Genomic DNA, 18,717 nt, shown 5'->3' on the forward strand with positions numbered 1-18,717 from the left:
TGCCCATTCGGGCCGCCGCTTTTTTGTACCGCCAGCGTTGCTTAATCCGGCAGTTTGAACGCCATCACATAGTCACCCTGCTTGGTCCCCAGGGAACCGTGACCGCCCGCCATGACCAGCACGTATTGCTTGCCGTCCTTGCCGGTGTAGGTCATCGGGGTGGTTTGCGCGCCTGCAGGCAGGCGGCCTTCCCACAGTTGCTTGCCGTTTTTCACGTCATAGGCACGCAGGTACTGGTCCAGGGTGCCGCTGAGGAACGCGACGCCACCGGCGGTGGTGAACGTACCGCCCAGGCTAGGCACGCCCATGGTCAGTGGGATTGGAACCGGCGAGCTGTCACGCACGGTGCCGTTCTTGTGCATCCAGATGGTCTGGTGGGTGGTCAGGTCGACCGCCGCCACGTAGCCCCAGGCCGGTGCCTGGCACGGCAGGCCCATCGGCGACAGCAGTGCTTCAAGGATCACACCATACGGGGCGCCTTTGTTCGGCTGCACGCCTTCGGTTTCGCTGACGCGTGGGCCTTGCTTGGCAATGTCGGCAGCCGGGATCAGCTTCGATTTGAACGCCATGTAGCTTGGGTTCACGAAGGCGATCTGGCGCACCGGGTCAACCGAGATGCCGCCCCAGTCGAACACGCCGAAGTTGCCTGGGTACACGATCGAACCTTGCAGGGACGGCGGTGTGAACGGGCCGTCGTAGCGCATGGATTTGAAGTCGATCCGGCACAGCATCTGGTCGAACGGTGTCACGCCCCACATGTCGCGTTCTTTCAACGGCGGCGGCATGAAGTTCAGGTCGGACTTGGGTTGGGTAGGGGAGGTGCGGTCGCCCGCCACTGCGCCCTGTGGCACCGGGATTTCATTGACGGGCACCACTGGCTGGCCAGTGGCGCGGTCCAGCACGTAGATGCTGCCTTGCTTGGTCGACGCCATCACTGCCTGCTTCACGCCCGCAGCGGTCTTGATGTCGATCAGCGAAGGCTGGCCGCCCACGTCCATGTCCCACAGGTCGTGGTGGGTGAACTGGAAGGTCCACTTCACATGGCCGGTGTCGATGTCCAGGGCGGTCAGGCCCGCGGCGTACTTCTCGGACTCATCGGTACGGTCGCCGCCGTACTGGTCGGGCATCTGGTTGCCCATCGGCAGGTAGAGCATGCCGAGTTTTTCATCCACGGCGAACATGGACCACATGTTCGGCGAGTTGCGGGTGTAGGTCTTGCCCTCGGCCAACGGGGTGGTGTCGTCCGGGTTGCCGCTGTCCCAGTTCCACACCAGCTTGCCGGTGTGCACGTCGAACGCGCGGATCACGCCGCTTGGCTCGTCGATGGAAACGTTGTCGGTCACGTGACCGCCGATCACGACCAGGTTCTTGGTCACGGCCGGTGGCGACGTGGAGTAGTAACCGCCTGGGGCGAAGCTGCCGATGTTGGCACGCAGGTCGACCTGACCTTTGTCACCGAAGTCTTCGCACATCTTGCCGGTGTCGGCGTTCAGGGCGATCAGACGGGTGTCGGCAGTCGGCACGAAGATACGTTTCGGGCAGGCATTCGGTGCGGCGGCCGGGCTGGCAGTGCCAGTCGGGCTCTGCTCGGAAGCGTAGGCGGCGTCATCGTGGTACGACACGCCACGGCAAGTCATGTGCGCCCAACCTTTGAAGCTCTCAGCACCCTGGGTGGTGATCTTCGGGTCGAAACGCCAGATTTCCTTGCCGGTATCCGGGTCCAGGGCAATCACTTGGCTGTGCGGTGTGCACACGTAGAGCATGCCATTGACTTTCAGCGGGGTATTTTCCGCGGTGGTTTCACCGGGATCGCCTGGGCCAGGGATGTCGCCCGTGCGATAAGTCCACGCCGGCACCAGTTTATGGGCGTTCTCCGGGGTGATCTGTGCCAGTGGCGAGTAACGGTCACCGAAGGCCGAGCGGCCATAGGAGTTCCAGTCGCCATCGGCCTGGGTTGGCGCAGCGCTGGCCATACCCGGCACCGCGTCGCGGTCCAGTTGGCCGGTCTTGACCATTTCACCTGGGTTGGTGAATTGGCTGGCCAGGGCGGTCGCGCCCGCCAGCACCACGGCAACGCTCAGCGCGCCGGTACCCAGCGGGGCCGCTTGGCCACGCAGCAACGGACGACGAAACCACGGCAACAGCATGACGATGCCCAAGGCGAACAGCAGGGCCAGGCGCGGCACCAACTGCCACCAGTCCAGGCCGACTTCCCACAGCGCCCACACGGTGCTGGCGAACAACACCAGGGCGTACAAGCCCAGCGCAGCGCGGCGGGTGGCCAGCAGCAACACGCCGGTCAGGGTGATGCCGATACCGGCGAGCAGGTAGTACAGCGACCCGCCGAGCATGCTCAGCTTGACGCCGCCAGCCAGCAAGGCCAGCCCCATGATCAGCAGCAAGACGCCTAGCAGCCTGGGCAACAGGCGGCTTGGGCTTGAGGCACCATCAGTGCTCATAGTGTGTTTCTCCGTTACGTTGGAATTATGTAACCCCGTGCTTCACTCACTGTAGATGACGATTCGGCTCGGGCTTGGTTCATCGTTATTTTTGGTTTTTTCTGTGGATAACCGGGTTATCCACAGGCAGGCAATAAACTCCCGAGCGCAGGTCGGATTAAGACAGCGCTGTCTTTGAGCAAAAAGAGATTCGGCAAAAGGAGTCGACCGGGAGCTGAAGCGTTTCAGATTGTTGCGAAGGATAATGCGGCGGGGCGTTTTGAGAAAGGGTGAATCGCAAGATGCATCATTTCAGTTTTGGTAACAGTGACAGATAGTCGCCCCAATACCGATCAGTCAAGCGAACGCAATGCTCAACGCAACGACGTTCAAATGTGGGAGCTGGCTTGCCTGCGAAGACGTCGGCCCAGCAAACATTGATGTTGACTGACCCAACGCCCGCTCCCACAGGGGATTTTCGGTGATGATTAGAAGGTAGTGCGAACGCCGAACTGCACGCTTCTACCTGGCGCCGGCGCGATATCGCGCAGGATCGAGCTGGCATAGCGCACGGTCTGGTTGGTCAGGTTTTCTCCGTTGACGAAGGCCAGCCACTGGCTGCCGCCCACATTGAAGCGATACCCCGCGCTGGCGCCGAGGGTGGTGTAGCCATCGGTGCCGCTTTCGTTATCCGGCACGCGTCCTTGGCCTGCGGCATGTTCCACGTCGATACGCGCCTGCCAGCGATCCAGTTCCCACAGCAGGCCGCTGCTCATGCGCAGAGGCGCAATGCGTGGCAAGGCTTCGCCGGTGTCCAGGTTGGTGGCGCGGGTGTAGTCGCCCGACAGTTCCAGCGCAAACTTGCCGTAGGCGCCTTCGCCGAGCTTCCAGTGATCCTGGGCTTCGAAGCCGGCGAAGCGTGCTCGTACGCCAGAATATTCGTACTCGGGAACACCGCCCGCGTCCCCTTCACCTTCGTCGTTTAGCGTACGGCCAGTGCCGAGCAAACCGATGTAATTGGAGAAGCGGCTATAGAACACGCCAAAGCTGCCCTTGTGGGTGCCGTTGTCAAAGCGCAGCGCCAGGTCGCTGGACACGGCTTTTTCTTTCTTCAGGTTGGCATCGCCCAACTCATAGGTGCCGGTGGCGACGTGGGCGCCGTTGGCATACAGCTCGTAGAAGGTCGGTGCGCGTTCGGTGTAGCCCAGGGTGGCGGCCAGGGACCAGACCGGCGTAAGGGTGTAGACAGCGCCAGACGACAAGCTGCCGGCGGTGAAGTTATTGCTCTTGTCGGCATTGGCAAAACGCTCGTTGCCTTTGGCGTTCGGGTCGACGCTGGTGTGTTCCACGCGTGCGCCGAGGCTGAGTTTCAGGCGTTCAGTGGCTTGCATTTCTTCGAGGATAAACAGCGCGCCGGCGTTGGTGTCGCTCTGTGGCACGAAAGCTTCTTCGCCCAGGGCCGAGAATTCGTTGCGCGTCACTTGGGCGCCGACCACGCCATCGAACGGGGCAATCGGCTGGTGTCGGGCTTCAACGCGGGCTTCATAGCCTTTGTTCTTGAAGGTGGTGCCGGTTTCGCCGCCTTCGATTTCCCGGTGTTCGTAGTCGGTGTAACCGGCGTCTATTTTCACCGAGGTAAACGGCCCTTGCAGGTTGCGGATCTCGGACGCAAAGGCGTAATGGTCCTGTTTCATGCGGATGCGCACATCCTGCTCGGCGGGTGAGCCGTAGTTACTGTCGTAATTGCTGTAGGACAGCCCGGCATAACCATCGTCCCAAGTGTAGGAACCGCCCACCGCACCGCCGTCCTGGCGCCCATTGCTGTTGCCCAGGCGCCCGTTTTTGCCGGGGCCGTTCTCGCTCTCCGGTGCATGCCGGCTGCGGGCATAACCTGGGATTTTCAAGTCATTGAACTCGCGCCCATTGGCATCCAGATGCAAAGCGAAGGTACCGTTGCCGGCCTCCAACTTGCCCGCGCTGCTGCGGGTGGTGTCGGCACCGCCGTAGCGCAACTCGCCAGCGCCATGGATGCCTTCGATGGCCTCGGTGGGGATGCGATTGTCGAAGGTGTTGACCACCCCTCCGATGGCGCTGCCGCCGTACAGCAGGGCGGCCGGGCCCCGCACGATTTCGATGCGGTCAACGTTGATCGGGTCCAGCGGTACCGCGTGGTCGTAGGACAGCGACGAGGCATCCAGTGCCCCCACCCCGTTGCGCAGTATACGAATGCGGTCGCCGTCCTGGCCGCGAATGATCGGGCGGCTGGCCCCCGGGCCAAAGTACGAAGACGACACACCCGGCTGCTTGTTCAGGGTTTCACCGAGGCTGCCTTTTTGTTGCAGGGTCAGGTCATCGCCTGTCAGCACAGTGGTGGGCGAGGCCAGCTGTTCGCTGCCCAGCGGGTTGCCAGTGATCACTTGGGGTGGCAGTTCCAGGGCATGGGCCTGGGAGCCAATCAACAGGGCGGCGGCGAGGGGCGACAAGCGCCAGAGAGAAGGCAGCGACATCGGAGATTCCTGGGCAAAATGACTGATAATTTAAGTTACAATATAACATCTCTTTTTTGTGTAGAAGGGGAACTTTTCCTGGCGGGCTATATTCAATGCGATGCTTCCACCTGCACGCCCCGTCGGCTAAGGTGCGCGGCTGTGTTTCCTCTTTTTGCAAAAGGCCTGGCATGACCGCGACAAGCAACGACCCGCTCCACGGTGTGACCCTGCAACACGTGCTCACCACCCTGGTGGAGCATTACGAGTGGAGCGGCTTGGCCGAGCGCATTGATATCCGCTGCTTCAAGAGTGACCCGAGCATCAAGTCGAGCCTGACTTTCCTGCGCAAAACCCCGTGGGCGCGGGAAAAGGTCGAAGGTTTGTACGTCAAGCTGATGCGTACCAAGCGCCCCTTGGATTGAAAGCATGAAGCGCTTTGTCGCGACGGCAGCCTTGGCCGGTTGGGTGGGGTTGGCGATCCAGCAATACCTGATTCTCTATTCGCGCTGGACCAGTGGCGCGAGCTTGCTGGGCGGCCTGATCAGTTTCTTCAGCTTCTTCACCGTGCTGACCAATACCCTGGTGGTCGTGGTGTTCAGCTACGCGCTGGTCAAGCGCGACTCTGCCGCCAAACGGTTTTTCCTCGCGCCCCGCATCAGTAGCGCGATTGCCGCGAGCATCGTGGTGGTGAGCCTGGCCTACAACCTGCTGCTGCGGCATCTGTGGAGCCCGCAAGGCTTTCAATTTATCGCCGATGAGTTGCTGCACGACGTCATGCCGCTGTTGTTTGTGGTGTATTGGTGGCGGTGTGTGCCCAAGGGTACGTTGCGGCTCAAACACATTGCCGGCTGGGTGATCTACCCATTGGTGTACTTCGGTTATGTGCTGCTGCGGGGGCATATGCTCGGGCAGTATCAGTACCCGTTCATGGATGTGGACAGCCTCGGTTATCCACAGGTGTTTGTGAATGCCGCAGGGATTTTGGCAGGGTTCATCGTCATCGCGCTGGCGATCATTGGCCTGGACAAGCACCTCAAATCCCCCTCGATTTAAAGTGAGCACCATTAAGGTGGGAGCTGGCAAGCCAGCTCCCACCTTATTTATTCTTCGTCGCTGCCCTCAGTACGCCAGTAACCCACGGCCTTGAGGTATTCCTCGTTGACCTTGTGCGTATCCAGCAGCACCCGCCGTACCTGGCGCGACAGCTTGGTTTCGGTGGCGACGAAGCTGTACAACGCCCCGCTGGGCAGCGTCAGGTTGCGCACTACATCGAGCAGGTCATCGTGGCCGCGCAGAACCCAGATCACCTCGACTTCGGCTGCGCTGCCGAGCACCTGTTGTTCCGCCGCATCGGCGATTTCAATCACCGCCAGCACCTTGCGCCCGGCCGGTAATTCTTCCAGGCGTCGACCGATGGCGGGCAGGGCGGTTTCATCACCGATCAGCAGGTAGCTGTCGAAGATGTCCGGCACGATCATCGAACCCCTTGGCCCACCGATATACAGGTGCTGACCGACCCGTGCCTGCTCGGCCCAGGTGGAGGCAGGGCCATCGCCGTGCAGCACGAAGTCGATGTCCAGCTCGCCGATGTCCAGGTCGTAACGCCGTGGCGTGTAGTCGCGCATGGCGGGTTGCGGGCCGTCGCCCTTGATGGCGAACGTCGGGCTTTCAAGCGCCGCTTGTTCGGCGGCGTTCTGCGGGAACAGCAGTTTGATGTGATCGTCGCTGCCCAGGCTGATGAAACCTGCCAGTTCCGGCCCACCCAAGGTGATACGGCGCATACGCGGGGTGATATCCACCACCCGCAGTACTTGCAGGCGGCGGCGTTTGATGTCGTGGGTCACGCGATGGATGGCTTGTGTGGTCATTGATCTCTCCCGTCGGCAATAGCTTGGGCGGTGCCGTTGAGCAGCGCCGCGACACGAACGATTTCTTCCGGGCTCCAGTGCCCGTGGTGTGAGTGCAAGGCATGGCGCAGGTTGTGCACCGCCTCGTGGATCTCGGGTGGGCGGTCGTGCCCGCGCAGCGAGCGCTTGCTGACATCGATACGCATGCGCACGCCGTCCAGGGCAACGGCTTGCTCGCTTAAGAAGAGACGACCGGCGTCGGTGATTGTGTAGCGCTTTTTTCCGCCATCGGCGTCGCCGCTGATCAACTCGCTCTCTTCAAGAAAGGTCAGGGTGGGGTAGATCACGCCGGGGCTGGGGCTGTAGGCGCCGTCGAACAAGCCCTCGATGCGGCGGATCAGGTCGTAGCCGTGGCAGGGCTGTTCAGCGATGAGGGCTAATAGCAGCAGCTTGAGGTCGCCTGGGGCGAACACCCGGGGGCCACGGCCACCCCGTTTTTCAAATTCGCCACGATGATCGTGCTTCATGTGTGGGCCTCGGTTCACGTTTAGATATAACTTAAGATATATCTTATGCCGGCGGTAGCTCAGGGCGACCAACGGTCACGGCGTGGCGCGCTGTCATGGGATCGCACACTGTGTGCATAGACGAATACAGAGTTTAGAGTTATAACTTTAATTAGAGCCAATGCTCAAAACATGCCAATGCGTTTAGTTATCTTGTTAACTTGTTTTTTTGTAGTCCGGTTCTTACAGTTAATTTGTCTGGCGTAATTAGTGCTTAAGTAGTCCAATTCTTACAGCCACTTTTTAAGTTTGGTCAAAGTGCCATCTTTTTCGCGCAAGCCCTGATTACAAGGGCTACGTTCTTGTGAGAAGTTCCCTGCATATCGGTTATTTATTTGAGTGGATGATTGTTTGGCGTTGTGCGGTTCAACTAACCGTCAGCGCAATTCGTTGTTGAGGTATTACTTGGCGACGAACCAATCAATGTTGATAACCGCAGGTATTGATCATGTTCAAGAAGTTTGCTGTTGCTGTTCCGCTGGCTGTTCTGGCGCTGTCTTCCTCGGTAACGGCTACTGCTGCCGGCGAAGCCAGCCATACCGTCAACCTCAAGGCAAACATCCCGACTACCGTGTTCCACGCACAACCGCGTGATCCGAACTGGGGCCGTGACGAAACCATGAGCTACAACCTGGTCAGCGGCGAGTTGGCTCCGTTGAGCGCCATCTACGACATCAAGAACACCAACGGTTCGGTTCACGCCTACATCGAAGGTGGCCCGGCTGTGTTGTTCAACGGTGACGCGGCGCAGAACATCCCGCTCACCACCAGCCTCAATGGCGTCACGCTGACCGGCACCCCCCAGGAAGTGGTCAATGAAGCCGATTCCACCCCTGGCGTGGGTGCGGAAATGCGCATCGTCGCAGCCAAGCCATCGGCCACACAGCGCGGCTCTTACACCGCCGTGATGCCGGTGGTGTTCGACGCGGTTTTGCCAACGCCTTGAAACCTGTAAATGCCCGCAACGCACGGGCATTACTTGCATGACTTGCAGGTCGGCTGATTTTCCCTCCTCGGTCTGCCGACCTGATTTTCATTTTTGGCCCTGGCATTCCGAGTATTCCGTTCATGTTTCCGATGACGCCTATCGCGGCAGCGCTTGCGCTGTTGATGTGTACGAGTGCCCTGGCAGCGCCCGCCACTTCTGGCGCTGCCACCCCCGGCAGCCTGATTTCTCAGGCCGAAGGCTTGCCCGCAGGGTTTGCCGACCATTTTTTTGATGTGCCGCTGGCGGTGCGAGTGGACCTGGACCAACAACTGCTCGGCGAAGCCTTGATCGTGTTGTCTCAAGACGACCGCGTGACCCTTCTGGAATTTACCGATACCGGTGACAGTAAAGTCCCGGCAGCCACCCGCGACACCTGGCAGGCCGTGCTGGAAAAAGGCGTGCCGCTGGGCGCCTGCACTCAGTCCTGTCCGGAAAAAATGATCTCGGCGTACTACAACCTCGAAAGCTCGCAGTTGTCGATCCTGACGCAAAACGTCGAATTGGCAGACGACACTCCGCGTTTCTATGACCAACCGGAAGGCGGCAGCCTGGGGTTGATCATCAATAACCAGCTCAACCTCAATGGCAGCCAGCAAGACAGCCTCGGCGGACGCTATGGCCTGCAAGCCAGTTCCAGCGTGGGTAACTGGAGCCAGGTGTTCAACCTGCAGTTGGCCCGCCAGAGTGGCGATGAGGCGCAAATGCGTCATGCAATCCACGAGCTGTACACCCAGCGCGAACTGCAGGGGCAGTTTTTCCGCCTGGGCCATTTCACCCCCAATTCCGATGGCCTCACCCGTCAACTGCGCAGCTTCGGCGCCAGCCCCGATACGGCGTTGGGCGTGATGTATGGCAGTTCCGACACACTGGCGATCAATGATTCCAAGCCCAGCGTGTACCCGATCTACGTCACCGCCAACCGGCAGGCGGCGGTAGAGATTTATCGCAATGGCTTGTTGATCAACACCCAGTCGGTGACGGCCGGTCTGCAAACCCTGGATACCCGCCCACTGCCGGGCGGCATCTATGAGGTCGAAGTGCGCCTGGTGGAAGACGGCCTCACCACCAGCACCAGCCAGGAACTGGTGTACAAGCCCAGCAACTGGCGCAACGCCGACGACCCGTGGCGCTACAACCTGTTTGCCGGGCGCGAGACCAAGCTGTTCAGCAACTGGGATGAGCAGGCCTCCGGCGCGATCACCGCCGGTGCGTCACTCAACTACCTGGTGCATCCGCGCGTGATCCTCGGCCTGTCCGCTCGCCAGGTGCGCGAGCAACTGCAGTACGGCGGCTCGGTGGATTGGACCGTGGCCGGCAATACCAGCCTCTACGCCAACCTGTATCAAACCCAGGAACATGGCACCGGCATGGACCTGCAAGGGCTTTACAGTTTCGGTGCGACCAACCTGGTATTCAGCCATAACCGCAGTTGGCTCGACACTCGCGACACCTACGAAACCCTCCCGGACGGTACACGTCTGCGGCGCAACACCTTCGTCGGCCAGGCGAGCAATTCAGCGCTGTCGGTCAACCACCGCCTCGACGCGCAGAACACCTTGAACCTGCGGGTTTCCCACAGCCAGGGCAATGTGGAAGGGGCGGGCGTGGACTTGGGCTGGAGCCGCCACGACAAACTGTTCGGCAGTGATGCCAACTGGCGTTTCTCGGTATTCGACCGACCGGGCAGCAGCGGCACCAACGATCAACGCAACCGTGGCGTGGACGTGACCCTGAGCATGAACCTGGGCACGGACGGCCGGCAGATTTCCGGCAGCGTCGGCACCCGCACCGCCCGTGATGGTGGGCGCGACAACAACGCTTCGGTGACGATTCGCCAAGACCTTACCGACCATGTGTTGCAAAGCGTCTCGGCCACGGCGATCTCTGACACCTACGGCGTGGGGCTGTCGGGTATGGCCAGCTTCAATACCGACGCGGTCAGTGGTGACGGCTTTGTGCAGCGCAGCTCCTTCAACGGCGACCTCAGCGGTGGCTTGAACCTCAACAGCACGTTCGTCGCGGGCGCCGGCAAGATGTTGCTGAGCAGCCAGTACCAGGGCAACGGTGCGGGCATGATCATCGACGTGGAAACCGACCTCGATGAAATTGCCCTGCGCGCCGACGACCTGGGCGGCGGCAGTGCCGTGTTGCGGCCAGGGCGCAACTATGTGCCGGTTTCGGCCTACAAGAGTAGCAGCGTGAGCTTCGACTTCGAAGGCAACCACCCGCCGGCGGCCAATATCCAGCCCACCCGTTCCAGTTACCACTTGAACAAGGGCGGTGTGGACTACCGCAAGGTCACCGTGATGAAAACCGTCACCGTACTGGGTCGTCTGCTCGACGGGCGAGGCGCGCCGCTCAAGGGGCATCACGTGATCAACCACGCCAGCCGTGGCGTCAGCGAAGTGGACGGGTTTTTCTCCATGGAGATGAGTTCCAGTTCACCGACCCTGCAAGTGCGCTACCAGAACCAGTTGCTATGCCAGTTCCGCCTCGACCCGAGGCATACGACCAATGAAAACGATGTGTTGATGATCGGTGATCTGCGCTGCACGCCGGACACGCTGGCTGAAGCTAACCACAAGGCCGACACCGCCGGTTGACGGCGGCTTGGATGGGATTCGATGACTTTTATCACTGCAATAAAAACACTGTTGAGGCCGATGCCCCTGGCACTCGCACTCGGCTGTACGAGCTTGACGGCGCAGGCGTTCGTTGAGGACATCACCGCCGTGTTTCGCCCTGATCCGACGAACCCGATGAGTAACAAGTTCAAGAACACCACGGTGCACAGTGGCGTATGCGCGTGGCACATACCGACGCGATGCGAGGCGCTGAACATCTTCAGCATCCGCAACACGGATTTTCGGGCTGCCTCTTCGACGCCAATTGCAGCCGGGCATACCGACCCGCGGCAGGGCGCCTATTTCAAGGTGCCTTCAGCGTGGCGCGACGTGCAGGTGATCCACACGGGCACAGGCGAGATGGCCACTGTGCAAATGCGTATTGCGGGAGTAGGGACCCGCTGGGACATTGCCTATCCTCCTGGCGTCAGTGCATGGACGTTTGCCGGCAAACCCTGGGATTTCTATTGGAAGGCTGGCGCCCCGCCGTGTGTTGGGCTGGGCTATCACGCGGCATGGATCAATTTCGGGTTGTTTTTCTGGAGCGTTCCTGAAAATGCCGGGGCGTGCAGCCTCACGCCGGGGTACGACATTCCATGGCTCAGATACAGCTATATGGAATACGGTTACGAGCTCAGAACGCCCAACCCATTGACCATGACGGCCGGCGAGTATCGCGGGTCGTTGACTTACAGCATGGGGCCTGGCGGTGACTTTGATTTCGGTGATGTGATGATCCCCAGTGACAACATCGCCACCTTCAACTTCACCCTGCAAGTCGAGCACATCCTCAAGGTCACGTTGCCACCCGGCGGCAACCGTGTCGAACTGCTCCCCGAAGGCGGCTGGCAAGCCTGGCTCAACCGCGGGCGGCAGCCCTCGCGATTGTCCCGTGACCAGACCTTCAGCATTTTCTCCAGCGGGCGTTTCAAGATGAACCTTGAATGCGGGCTGGCGATCGGCAACACCTGCGGCCTGCGCAACGGCGCAGGGGATGAGGTGCCGTTGCAGGTCGCGGTCAGTTTGCCCTTTGGCCTGCAAAACCAGCGTGGCGAACCCGTGACCAGGCGAGCGTTGCGCCTGGATGGGGTGGGCACTGAGTTGATCCAGTCGGTGCACTACGTGAACAACCGTCCCGGCACGCTGCACTTTCAAGTCGACAAGGAAGACGTGGGCGACATGCTCAAGCACCCCGGCAGTACCTATTCAGGGGTGGTCACCGTGGTCTGGGATTCGGAAGTCTAGGCGGGTTTTGCCCGCACATCGGCCCGCTGTCGTGGCGGGCCGCGTTCAATCAACAAGGCGTAATCAACTATGAAACATGCAGTGCTATGGGCCGGGCTTTTCCTGATGTCGTTGACGGCACAGGCGGGGCCGGCAATCAACGTCGGCGTCGTGTACGACTACCTGGAAGGCGACCGCAGCTCCTACCTCAAGCGGGTATTCAACGGCGGCACCAGCACCGCGTTCATCAAGGTCAATGTGCTGGAGATTATCTATAACGCCGACGGTACCTCTCGGGAAGTGCCGGTCGCCTCGATGACCGACGCCAAGGGCAGCACCACCAATCGCGACGGCCTGATGGCCAGCCCGGCGCGCCTGATCGTGCCGGCCGGTGGGCGCCAGGGCACCCGTCTGTTGTACATGGGCCAGCGTGACAAGGAGCGTTACTTTCGTGTGCGCTTTATCCCCGTCGTGCCGGAAAAGGAAGATGACTTTGCCGTCACCGACGCAGAGCGCAGCGAATACAAAAAAGACCTGGCAGCCGGGGTCAACGTCATGGCGGGCTATGGCACGGTGTTCTTCGTGCGCCCCAAGGATACCCGCTTCGATACGCAGATCAGCGAGACCGCCAGCCAGTACACCCTGCGTAATGCCGGCAACAGTACAGTCGTGCTCGATGAGTTCCGGGACTGTTCAGTGGCAAACAAAACCGACTGTGAACCCACCACCAAGCACCACATCCTGCCTGGCCGCCAGCTGGTATTCGAGAAGAAAGTCGAACGCCAATTCAGCTTCCAGTTGGTGGAAGGCCGGGACAAAAAACCGATGAAGGTCACCCGATGATATTTAGACAATTGACGCGACTGGCGGCGCTGATGGTGCCGTTGACCCTGGGCGGGCAAGCGATGGCGTTTCAGGAGCGCCAGAGCTTTGATGTGTCGGTGACCATCCCGATCCACGAAGCCTATGTGTTGCCTTCCGAACCCGACTGGATGGGGCAGGATCAGCTGCTGGCCTGGGATTTGGCGACCTCCCGGCTTGGCCGCCTGCGCAAGAACTTCGACGTCAAGAATCTCAATGGCGGCGTTGCGGCACGCCTGGGAGACGTTCCCTATCTGTTGAGCGGCAATGACCGTATCGATTTGCGCGTGCTGTTCAACCGGGTGCCCCTGACCCTGGACTCGACCCAGGTACTCAGCGCTGACGAAGCGGGCATGGGCCGGCGCGTCGAGCTGGATATTTCGGCGATCGAGCCGCAGGGTGGTTACCAGGGCGGGGCCTACTACGGCACGGTGCATCTGATGTTTGACTTTCTAGCGCCTTGACCTTGCGATTCGCTATCAAACCCGGTTTTTACGTGCCCCCGCCCGGCTCAGCGCCTCGCGGGTCAGGTCCCGCAGCCACTGGTTGTGACGATATCCCAGCTCGTTGAGTGTTGCAGCGTACTGGGTTGCGCTCATGGGGCTGCCGGATAACACGCCGGCTTCGTCCACTTCCAGGGCCTGCGCCAGGCTGCGCAGTTTGACCTGCAGGGCTTGCCGGTCGGTCTCGGGCAAGTCCTGTGATTGGGCGTATTGATCTTGCAGCGTCTGCAACTCTTCAAGCTGGGCAAATTTCAGGTCGAACGCAGTGTCGTTGTTCCATTTGGCGGTGGGGTTGTGTTGTTCAAGGTAGCGCTCCCAACCTTTGTCCAGCAGCATCTGGTTCACCAGCCCGTCACCCTCTTCCAGCCTGGCCACCGCGCCGGCCACTTTTTCGATCTGCTCGGGTGTCACGTCAGCGAGCGTGCGGTAAGTCATATGGGTCGATAGCCACGGCAGATCCAGCCGGTCTGCCAACTTGCTGCGATAGGCCAGATGAATACCGGCCTCGTCGACCTCCCCATGTTCGCCGTCGATCACCTGCGACCATAGCCGTTGCCCCAGCCCGCCCTGGTCTTTGGGTTTGAGGCGGTGGGCGATATCTTCACTGATGGCTTTGCCCATATAGGCGTCCCGGGCGGCTCCGCGGGCGAGTACCGCCAACCTGGCCTCAAGTTCCTGCGGTGAAGTGCTGGTGGTGTGGGCTTCGCTGGCGAGCACTTCGACGCCCAGTTTCTGAAAGATCAGCGCGCCCGCATCGGGGCACAATCCGGGGTAGCGAGTATCCTTGAACACGCGCTCGCGCAGCTCGCTGTCGGCCTCGACCGCCCTTAGCAAGCGCCAGACCCGCTGGCTCAATTCAGACTGATTGCTCTGGTAGGCCAAACGGTCTTCCTCGGTTTGAAATGCGTCCGGCTCCTCAAGGGACTTGATTACTTCAAACAGGCCCTGGGAGCCTGGCTCTTTTTCAATCGCGTCCCACAGTTGCCGATGGCGTTCGCGTTCTTCAGGCTTGATGTCTGTCAGCCAGGGGCCGCTCTCGCCTTTAGGGGCGTACATACGCAGCGGGTCCAGCCCCACGGACTCGCGGTATTCGGCGAGCAGGTCCTGAAAATCCGAGGTAAGCCTGCTCTGGTCCAGACGGGTACGGGCAATGATGTCGGCATCATCCGAAGCCGGCGCGACATGGGGCAACTGGGTGATCGGGTTTTCGCTCAGGTCCAGCTGGAATCCGCGCGCGCGTGACTGGCCCACGAGCCCGGCGGGCCATTCCTTTATTTGCGTATCGCGCAGGTTCAGCAAGGTCAACGCCGGCATCTGGCTGATATCCGGTGCTTGCCCCAGCGGGTTGCCGGCCATTTCAAGCTGTTTGAGGCGCTTGAGCCGTGCGAGGGTTGAAATGGCCGCATCGTCCAGCACGATGGCATTTTTTTCCAGGTGCAAGCGTCGCAGGCGTTTGAGCTTGCCAAGGGTCGCTGGCAGCCTGGTGAGGTGGTTATGACTCAGGTCGAGGTCGCGCAGATGCGGGAAGTTGTCGAGAAAGGCGGCGTGGCGATCGGAAAAATCGCAACCGCGCAGGTCCAGGTCGCTGATGTGGTTCAGTGGCACGTTAAGGGTGGGCAGTTCGTCGGGCATGGGCGTATTGAACAAGTCCAGTGCGATACCGCCGCGGTGTTCGAAGCTTTCGTCCAGATGCACCGTCAGGCCATTGCTCCAGCCATCATAGAGGCGGGTCGCGACTTGCGCCCGGCGTTTGCGGACTTCCGGCTCCAACAGCGTGCCCGCCCTGGGCGTCGGCCCCTTTATGTAGGCGTCGAGCTGATTGAACAACTGCTGTTTTTGCGACTCCATCTGCATCAGCGTTTGCTCGCCTTCGGCTGTGCTCATCGTGATTGATAAGCGTCGAACGCTGTCGTTGCTCATCGCGGGCAGTAGCTGTTTGATGCGTTCTTCAATGGTTTTGGGTTGCATGTCATAGCTGTCGACCCGGGACATTTTGCAGGATGCGCCTCCGCCCAGCAGCACCTCGGTCTCGGGAGCGGGCCGCATGCGTAAGGGCGGTTCGGCCAATGCCAGGCGTCGCTCGGCCGGTGCCTGGTTATGTTCGATCACCCACTGCCTGAGCTGTTCACCTTCGCCGACGGCGTAGGGCGGGGCGCGTTGCGGATCCTGCGCCAGGGTCCAGAGCAGGGACTCGTACAGCGTGGTGGCAGGGTTGAGTGGGTTGGCATCGGCGTCGAACACGGTGTAGGTGCCGTCTGCGCTGCGTACCAGTGTGCGGGTCTGCGGCGCGTCGGCTTCACCGACGCTGCAGCGCAACGCGCCGGTGGGGTTGTTGTCCCGGATGTCGATTTTCAGATGGCTGAACACGTCGCTGTGCAGGCGCAGGGTATTGAGCACCAACCGTTCGCTGTGCGCCGAAGGTTGCCGGGGAGGGTATAGCCCTTCGACAGCGCGGCTGGCCTGATGGTCGAAGTCCAACTCCCGTGCCAGGCTTTTGAGGCGCAGGGGCAGGCGCTGTGTGTCGTTCATCACCGTTGTTTCTTCAGGCCAGGCCTGCTTGAGCAACGCGTTCGCACTGCTCAGCGCCAGCTCGGGAAAGTCCTGGCGCAACAGGGCCACGTGTGGGTCGCTGCTGGTTTGGCCCAATTGGTAATGACTTTTAGCGACATGCCCGCCATAGCCCTCTACGTAGTTCGCCAGTTTATTGCGCAGTGCCTGGGCCTGTTGAGCCTGGGGCAAGGTTTCACCCAACAGCGTATTGACCTGATGTTCGTCCAGAAAATCCAGCACGCGCTCGGGTAGCCTGGCAGCCATCACGTCAGCCAGGCTGATGCGCAGGGTATCGGCTGGCGCGGCGTGGGTATCGCCGTATTTGCGCGACTCGCCGCTCAGATCGCTGTTGTGAAACACCTCCAGGGCTTTGCTCGGCGGCCAGCCGGGGAGGTCGGTAACGGCTTGTTCGAACCAGTAGGAATAGGGGGCGAGTGTCTGGCCCGTACGTATTTTCTGGACAGACGCCTGGGCGAAACGGTCTGCGCTAAAGCGTTCGATGCTGTCGGCCAGCAGCGGCGGGGACGGCTGGTTGCGCACATACATGTGGCGCAAATGGTCTGGCTCGCTGCCGCTGATGATACGGATCTGTTCAAGCTGCTCGTTGGTGAGCGCCTGGGTGGCGGGGCTGATGCGGCGCATCAGCGTGTGATCGTCCCAGCTGCGCGGTTGTTCGCCTTCATGTACCCAGGCGCCATGACCATTGAAGCGCACTTTCGGTTGATAGGCGTGTGGCCGGCTGGGGTGCACGATTCGGTGATGAGGCAACTGCGGGTCCGGTTCTACCAGGTAGTGATGGTCGGCATGGGCCAGCCAGTGTTTCTGGGCATGCTGATACAAACCCTGTGTATCAGCGGCGATGCCTTGGGGCAGGCTGATGTTCTGCTGGTAAGGCGAAAGATCGGGGTTCCACAAGCGCTTTTCACCGCCATCCAGCGTCACCGGGTGCAGGCCCTCGACGAAGGGCGACAGCTTGAGGGTGACAGCCTGGCCGACGGTGCCGGCCCCCGCCCAAATGCCTAGTTGCACCACCGTTTCCACCACGTCCATGACATGCCCGATGGCTTCCAGTCCGTTGCCTTGCGCCCAGTCAACAATACCTTCGAACACATCGCTGGCCACCTGGTAGGCGGTGTAGGCGAGCATCAACTCCCCCAGGAACGGTACGAAGGGGGTGACCACCAGGAGCGCCGCATTGAAAATATCCGAGAGGATCTTGCCCAGGTTATCCCACCAGGCCCAGCGCGCCATCAAGTCGGCGTAAGCGGTGCTGATCGCCACTTCCCGGGTATCGTTGACAATTTTATTGACGTTGACCCGGTACAGGTAGTGCCACAGCGTGTCAGGCTCCGAATGCCCGGAAGGCGCTCGGTTCTCGTGGTCGTCAAAAATGTTTTGCACGCTGAAGTGCAACCGCGGCGTGTCCACTGCGATGGTTTGCCAACTGGGGCCACTATCGGTGCGCTTCTTTTCGTGCCACTGCACCTTGAACAGGCGGCTTTGCAGCTCGGCAAAAAAATGCCCGCGTTGTTTATGGTCGACAAATCGACTGAAAAACTGCCGGTAGGTGGTCTTTGCAGGCGCTTGGCCGTGGGCATCCAGGGTGGCGGTGCTGTCGCGCAGTTGGCGCGTCAACTCATTCATGAATTCAATCGGCGAGGGGTACTCCTTCAACGGATGCTCCGGGTCTTCAGGAACATAGGCAATCAGGCGTTCGATGTGTTTGTCGCTGCCCTGTGGCGCGGCAATCAGCACGATACCGCTGAGCCGGGCATCCAGCAGGCTGAGGTTGTAGTACTCCACCGGTATGCCGTCCAACGCTGGGTCGGGCTTGCCCTCGACAATATCGAACAGCAAACGTCGGGCGTCCTCCTGAATGTGCTGCTGCGACCAGGCGATGCAGGTGGCGTTTTTCAGCGTGGCCTTGTCGCAGGCAATCACTTTGCGCCGTAGCGTATCGGCCTGGACTTGATTGCCGAAGCCAAGGGTGCGCAATAACCGTGTCTGGTATTGGCGGCCTATATCCAGGGTGCGGCACAGGTTTTTGAATACTTGCGCGGTCAGGGGCTGGCCGCTGGTATTGGAGGTGAACGTCAGGATGGCCTGCTGGCCGCGGGCGTCGGGCTTGGACAAGAACCCATAGTCGGCAAACTGCTCGCTGGCGGAAAAGTTATGCAGAGCGGCATCCAGTAGTGTCACGGTCCGGCTGGTTACGCCTTTCTGAACGCCAATGACCCACCAGCTTTCTTCGGCGGGGGCATACAGGCGAATGAACGTGTTTTTTACATCAATGTCGCCGTATTCACGCAAGGCCTTTTTGAGCAGAGGCTCTGCGAATGAGTACACGTCCTTGATGTATTTGAAGTGTTCATCCAAGGCATTCCTGGCGGTCCACTGCTCGGCCATGGCCTCTGTGGAAACCGTATCTGCGCGCGTGTCGAGCGACTTGAGTCGGGTGTAGACAAAAGGGCTTGCGGCTTTCAGTGCGCGAGCGCGTGTCAGCGTGGTCGCGCTGAGCCAATGTGGAATGGAGCGCTGGATAACATCAAAGTGCATGCCCTTCTGGGCATGGCTCGCAGCGTGTGGGGAGGGGCGTTCGAAGAACATGGTTGTGTTGCCTTGAGATG

The 18,717-nt window shown here is 60.5% G+C and carries 12 protein-coding genes; 7 read left to right on the forward strand and 5 right to left on the reverse strand.

What is annotated here, in order from left to right:
* Positions 1-41: 41 nt before the first annotated feature.
* Together AC07S6_RS22340 and AC07S6_RS22345 are read right to left on the reverse strand one after the other, a co-directional pair.
* Complete coding sequence (locus AC07S6_RS22340; protein ID WP_014717088.1) at positions 42-2,459, reverse strand: glucose/quinate/shikimate family membrane-bound PQQ-dependent dehydrogenase; 2,418 nt, start codon at positions 2,457-2,459, stop codon at positions 42-44.
* Positions 2,460-2,926: 467 nt separating this feature from the next.
* Positions 2,927-4,945: a TonB-dependent receptor gene (locus AC07S6_RS22345; RefSeq protein WP_495113069.1), complete on the reverse strand. Its 2,019-nt coding sequence runs from the start codon at positions 4,943-4,945 to the stop codon at positions 2,927-2,929.
* 170 nt (positions 4,946-5,115) lie between these two features.
* On the opposite strand from AC07S6_RS22345, the gene AC07S6_RS22350 reads away from it, so the two are divergent.
* Together AC07S6_RS22350 and AC07S6_RS22355 are read left to right on the forward strand one after the other, a co-directional pair.
* Positions 5,116-5,349, forward strand: a complete 234-nt coding sequence (locus tag AC07S6_RS22350) for a VF530 family protein (protein ID WP_003188882.1) — start codon at positions 5,116-5,118, stop codon at positions 5,347-5,349.
* A 4-nt stretch (positions 5,350-5,353) separates the two neighbouring features.
* Entirely contained in the window at positions 5,354-5,980 is a 627-nt protein-coding gene (locus AC07S6_RS22355) for a Pr6Pr family membrane protein (RefSeq protein WP_495113070.1), read from the forward strand.
* Between the two features lie 47 nt (positions 5,981-6,027).
* Here AC07S6_RS22355 and AC07S6_RS22360 read toward each other — a convergent pair whose 3' ends face one another.
* Positions 6,028-6,795: a siderophore-interacting protein gene (locus AC07S6_RS22360; protein WP_495113071.1), complete on the reverse strand. Its 768-nt coding sequence runs from the start codon at positions 6,793-6,795 to the stop codon at positions 6,028-6,030.
* Positions 6,792-7,301, reverse strand: coding sequence for a PadR family transcriptional regulator (locus tag AC07S6_RS22365; protein WP_014717092.1), 510 nt, complete (start codon positions 7,299-7,301; stop codon positions 6,792-6,794). Before AC07S6_RS22365 ends, AC07S6_RS22360 begins: the two co-directional genes overlap by 4 nt.
* A 487-nt stretch (positions 7,302-7,788) precedes the next feature.
* Between AC07S6_RS22365 and AC07S6_RS22370 the strand changes: the two genes are divergently transcribed.
* The 5 genes from AC07S6_RS22370 to AC07S6_RS22390 all read left to right on the forward strand — a co-directional run bounded on the left by AC07S6_RS22370 (position 7,789) and on the right by AC07S6_RS22390 (position 13,501).
* Positions 7,789-8,286 carry a CS1 type fimbrial major subunit gene (locus AC07S6_RS22370; RefSeq protein WP_133633286.1) on the forward strand — a complete coding sequence of 166 codons (498 nt, stop codon included), beginning with the start codon at positions 7,789-7,791 and terminating at the stop codon, positions 8,284-8,286.
* Positions 8,287-8,408: 122 nt separating this feature from the next.
* On the forward strand, positions 8,409-10,931 hold the full coding sequence (locus tag AC07S6_RS22375; RefSeq protein WP_495113072.1) for a CS1-pili formation C-terminal domain-containing protein: 2,523 nt from the start codon (positions 8,409-8,411) through the stop codon (positions 10,929-10,931).
* 60 nt (positions 10,932-10,991) lie between these two features.
* Positions 10,992-12,197: a hypothetical protein gene (locus AC07S6_RS22380; protein ID WP_495113073.1), complete on the forward strand. Its 1,206-nt coding sequence runs from the start codon at positions 10,992-10,994 to the stop codon at positions 12,195-12,197.
* A gap of 69 nt (positions 12,198-12,266) precedes the next feature.
* Positions 12,267-13,019 (forward strand): molecular chaperone, encoded by a 753-nt coding sequence (locus AC07S6_RS22385; protein WP_133633288.1) that lies wholly within the window; start codon positions 12,267-12,269, stop codon positions 13,017-13,019.
* Positions 13,016-13,501, forward strand: coding sequence for a CS1 type fimbrial major subunit (locus tag AC07S6_RS22390; protein WP_073845097.1), 486 nt, complete (start codon positions 13,016-13,018; stop codon positions 13,499-13,501). Before AC07S6_RS22385 ends, AC07S6_RS22390 begins: the two co-directional genes overlap by 4 nt.
* Before the next feature lie 15 nt (positions 13,502-13,516).
* Here AC07S6_RS22390 and AC07S6_RS22395 read toward each other — a convergent pair whose 3' ends face one another.
* Positions 13,517-18,697, reverse strand: a complete 5,181-nt coding sequence (locus AC07S6_RS22395) for an NEL-type E3 ubiquitin ligase domain-containing protein (RefSeq protein WP_495113074.1) — start codon at positions 18,695-18,697, stop codon at positions 13,517-13,519.
* Positions 18,698-18,717: the final 20 nt, after the last annotated feature.

The organism is Pseudomonas sp. GW821-FHT07B01, assembly GCF_059419065.1.

Coding starts and splice junctions, on each gene's coding strand:
- AC07S6_RS22340 (WP_014717088.1), bottom strand. CDS start 2,459: ATGAGCACTGATGGTGCCTCAAGCCCAAGCCGCCTGTTGCCCAGGCTG.
- AC07S6_RS22345 (WP_495113069.1), bottom strand. CDS start 4,945: ATGTCGCTGCCTTCTCTCTGGCGCTTGTCGCCCCTCGCCGCCGCCCTG.
- AC07S6_RS22350 (WP_003188882.1), top strand. CDS start 5,116: ATGACCGCGACAAGCAACGACCCGCTCCACGGTGTGACCCTGCAACAC.
- AC07S6_RS22355 (WP_495113070.1), top strand. CDS start 5,354: ATGAAGCGCTTTGTCGCGACGGCAGCCTTGGCCGGTTGGGTGGGGTTG.
- AC07S6_RS22360 (WP_495113071.1), bottom strand. CDS start 6,795: ATGACCACACAAGCCATCCATCGCGTGACCCACGACATCAAACGCCGC.
- AC07S6_RS22365 (WP_014717092.1), bottom strand. CDS start 7,301: ATGAAGCACGATCATCGTGGCGAATTTGAAAAACGGGGTGGCCGTGGC.
- AC07S6_RS22370 (WP_133633286.1), top strand. CDS start 7,789: ATGTTCAAGAAGTTTGCTGTTGCTGTTCCGCTGGCTGTTCTGGCGCTG.
- AC07S6_RS22375 (WP_495113072.1), top strand. CDS start 8,409: ATGTTTCCGATGACGCCTATCGCGGCAGCGCTTGCGCTGTTGATGTGT.
- AC07S6_RS22380 (WP_495113073.1), top strand. CDS start 10,992: ATGCCCCTGGCACTCGCACTCGGCTGTACGAGCTTGACGGCGCAGGCG.
- AC07S6_RS22385 (WP_133633288.1), top strand. CDS start 12,267: ATGAAACATGCAGTGCTATGGGCCGGGCTTTTCCTGATGTCGTTGACG.
- AC07S6_RS22390 (WP_073845097.1), top strand. CDS start 13,016: ATGATATTTAGACAATTGACGCGACTGGCGGCGCTGATGGTGCCGTTG.
- AC07S6_RS22395 (WP_495113074.1), bottom strand. CDS start 18,697: ATGTTCTTCGAACGCCCCTCCCCACACGCTGCGAGCCATGCCCAGAAG.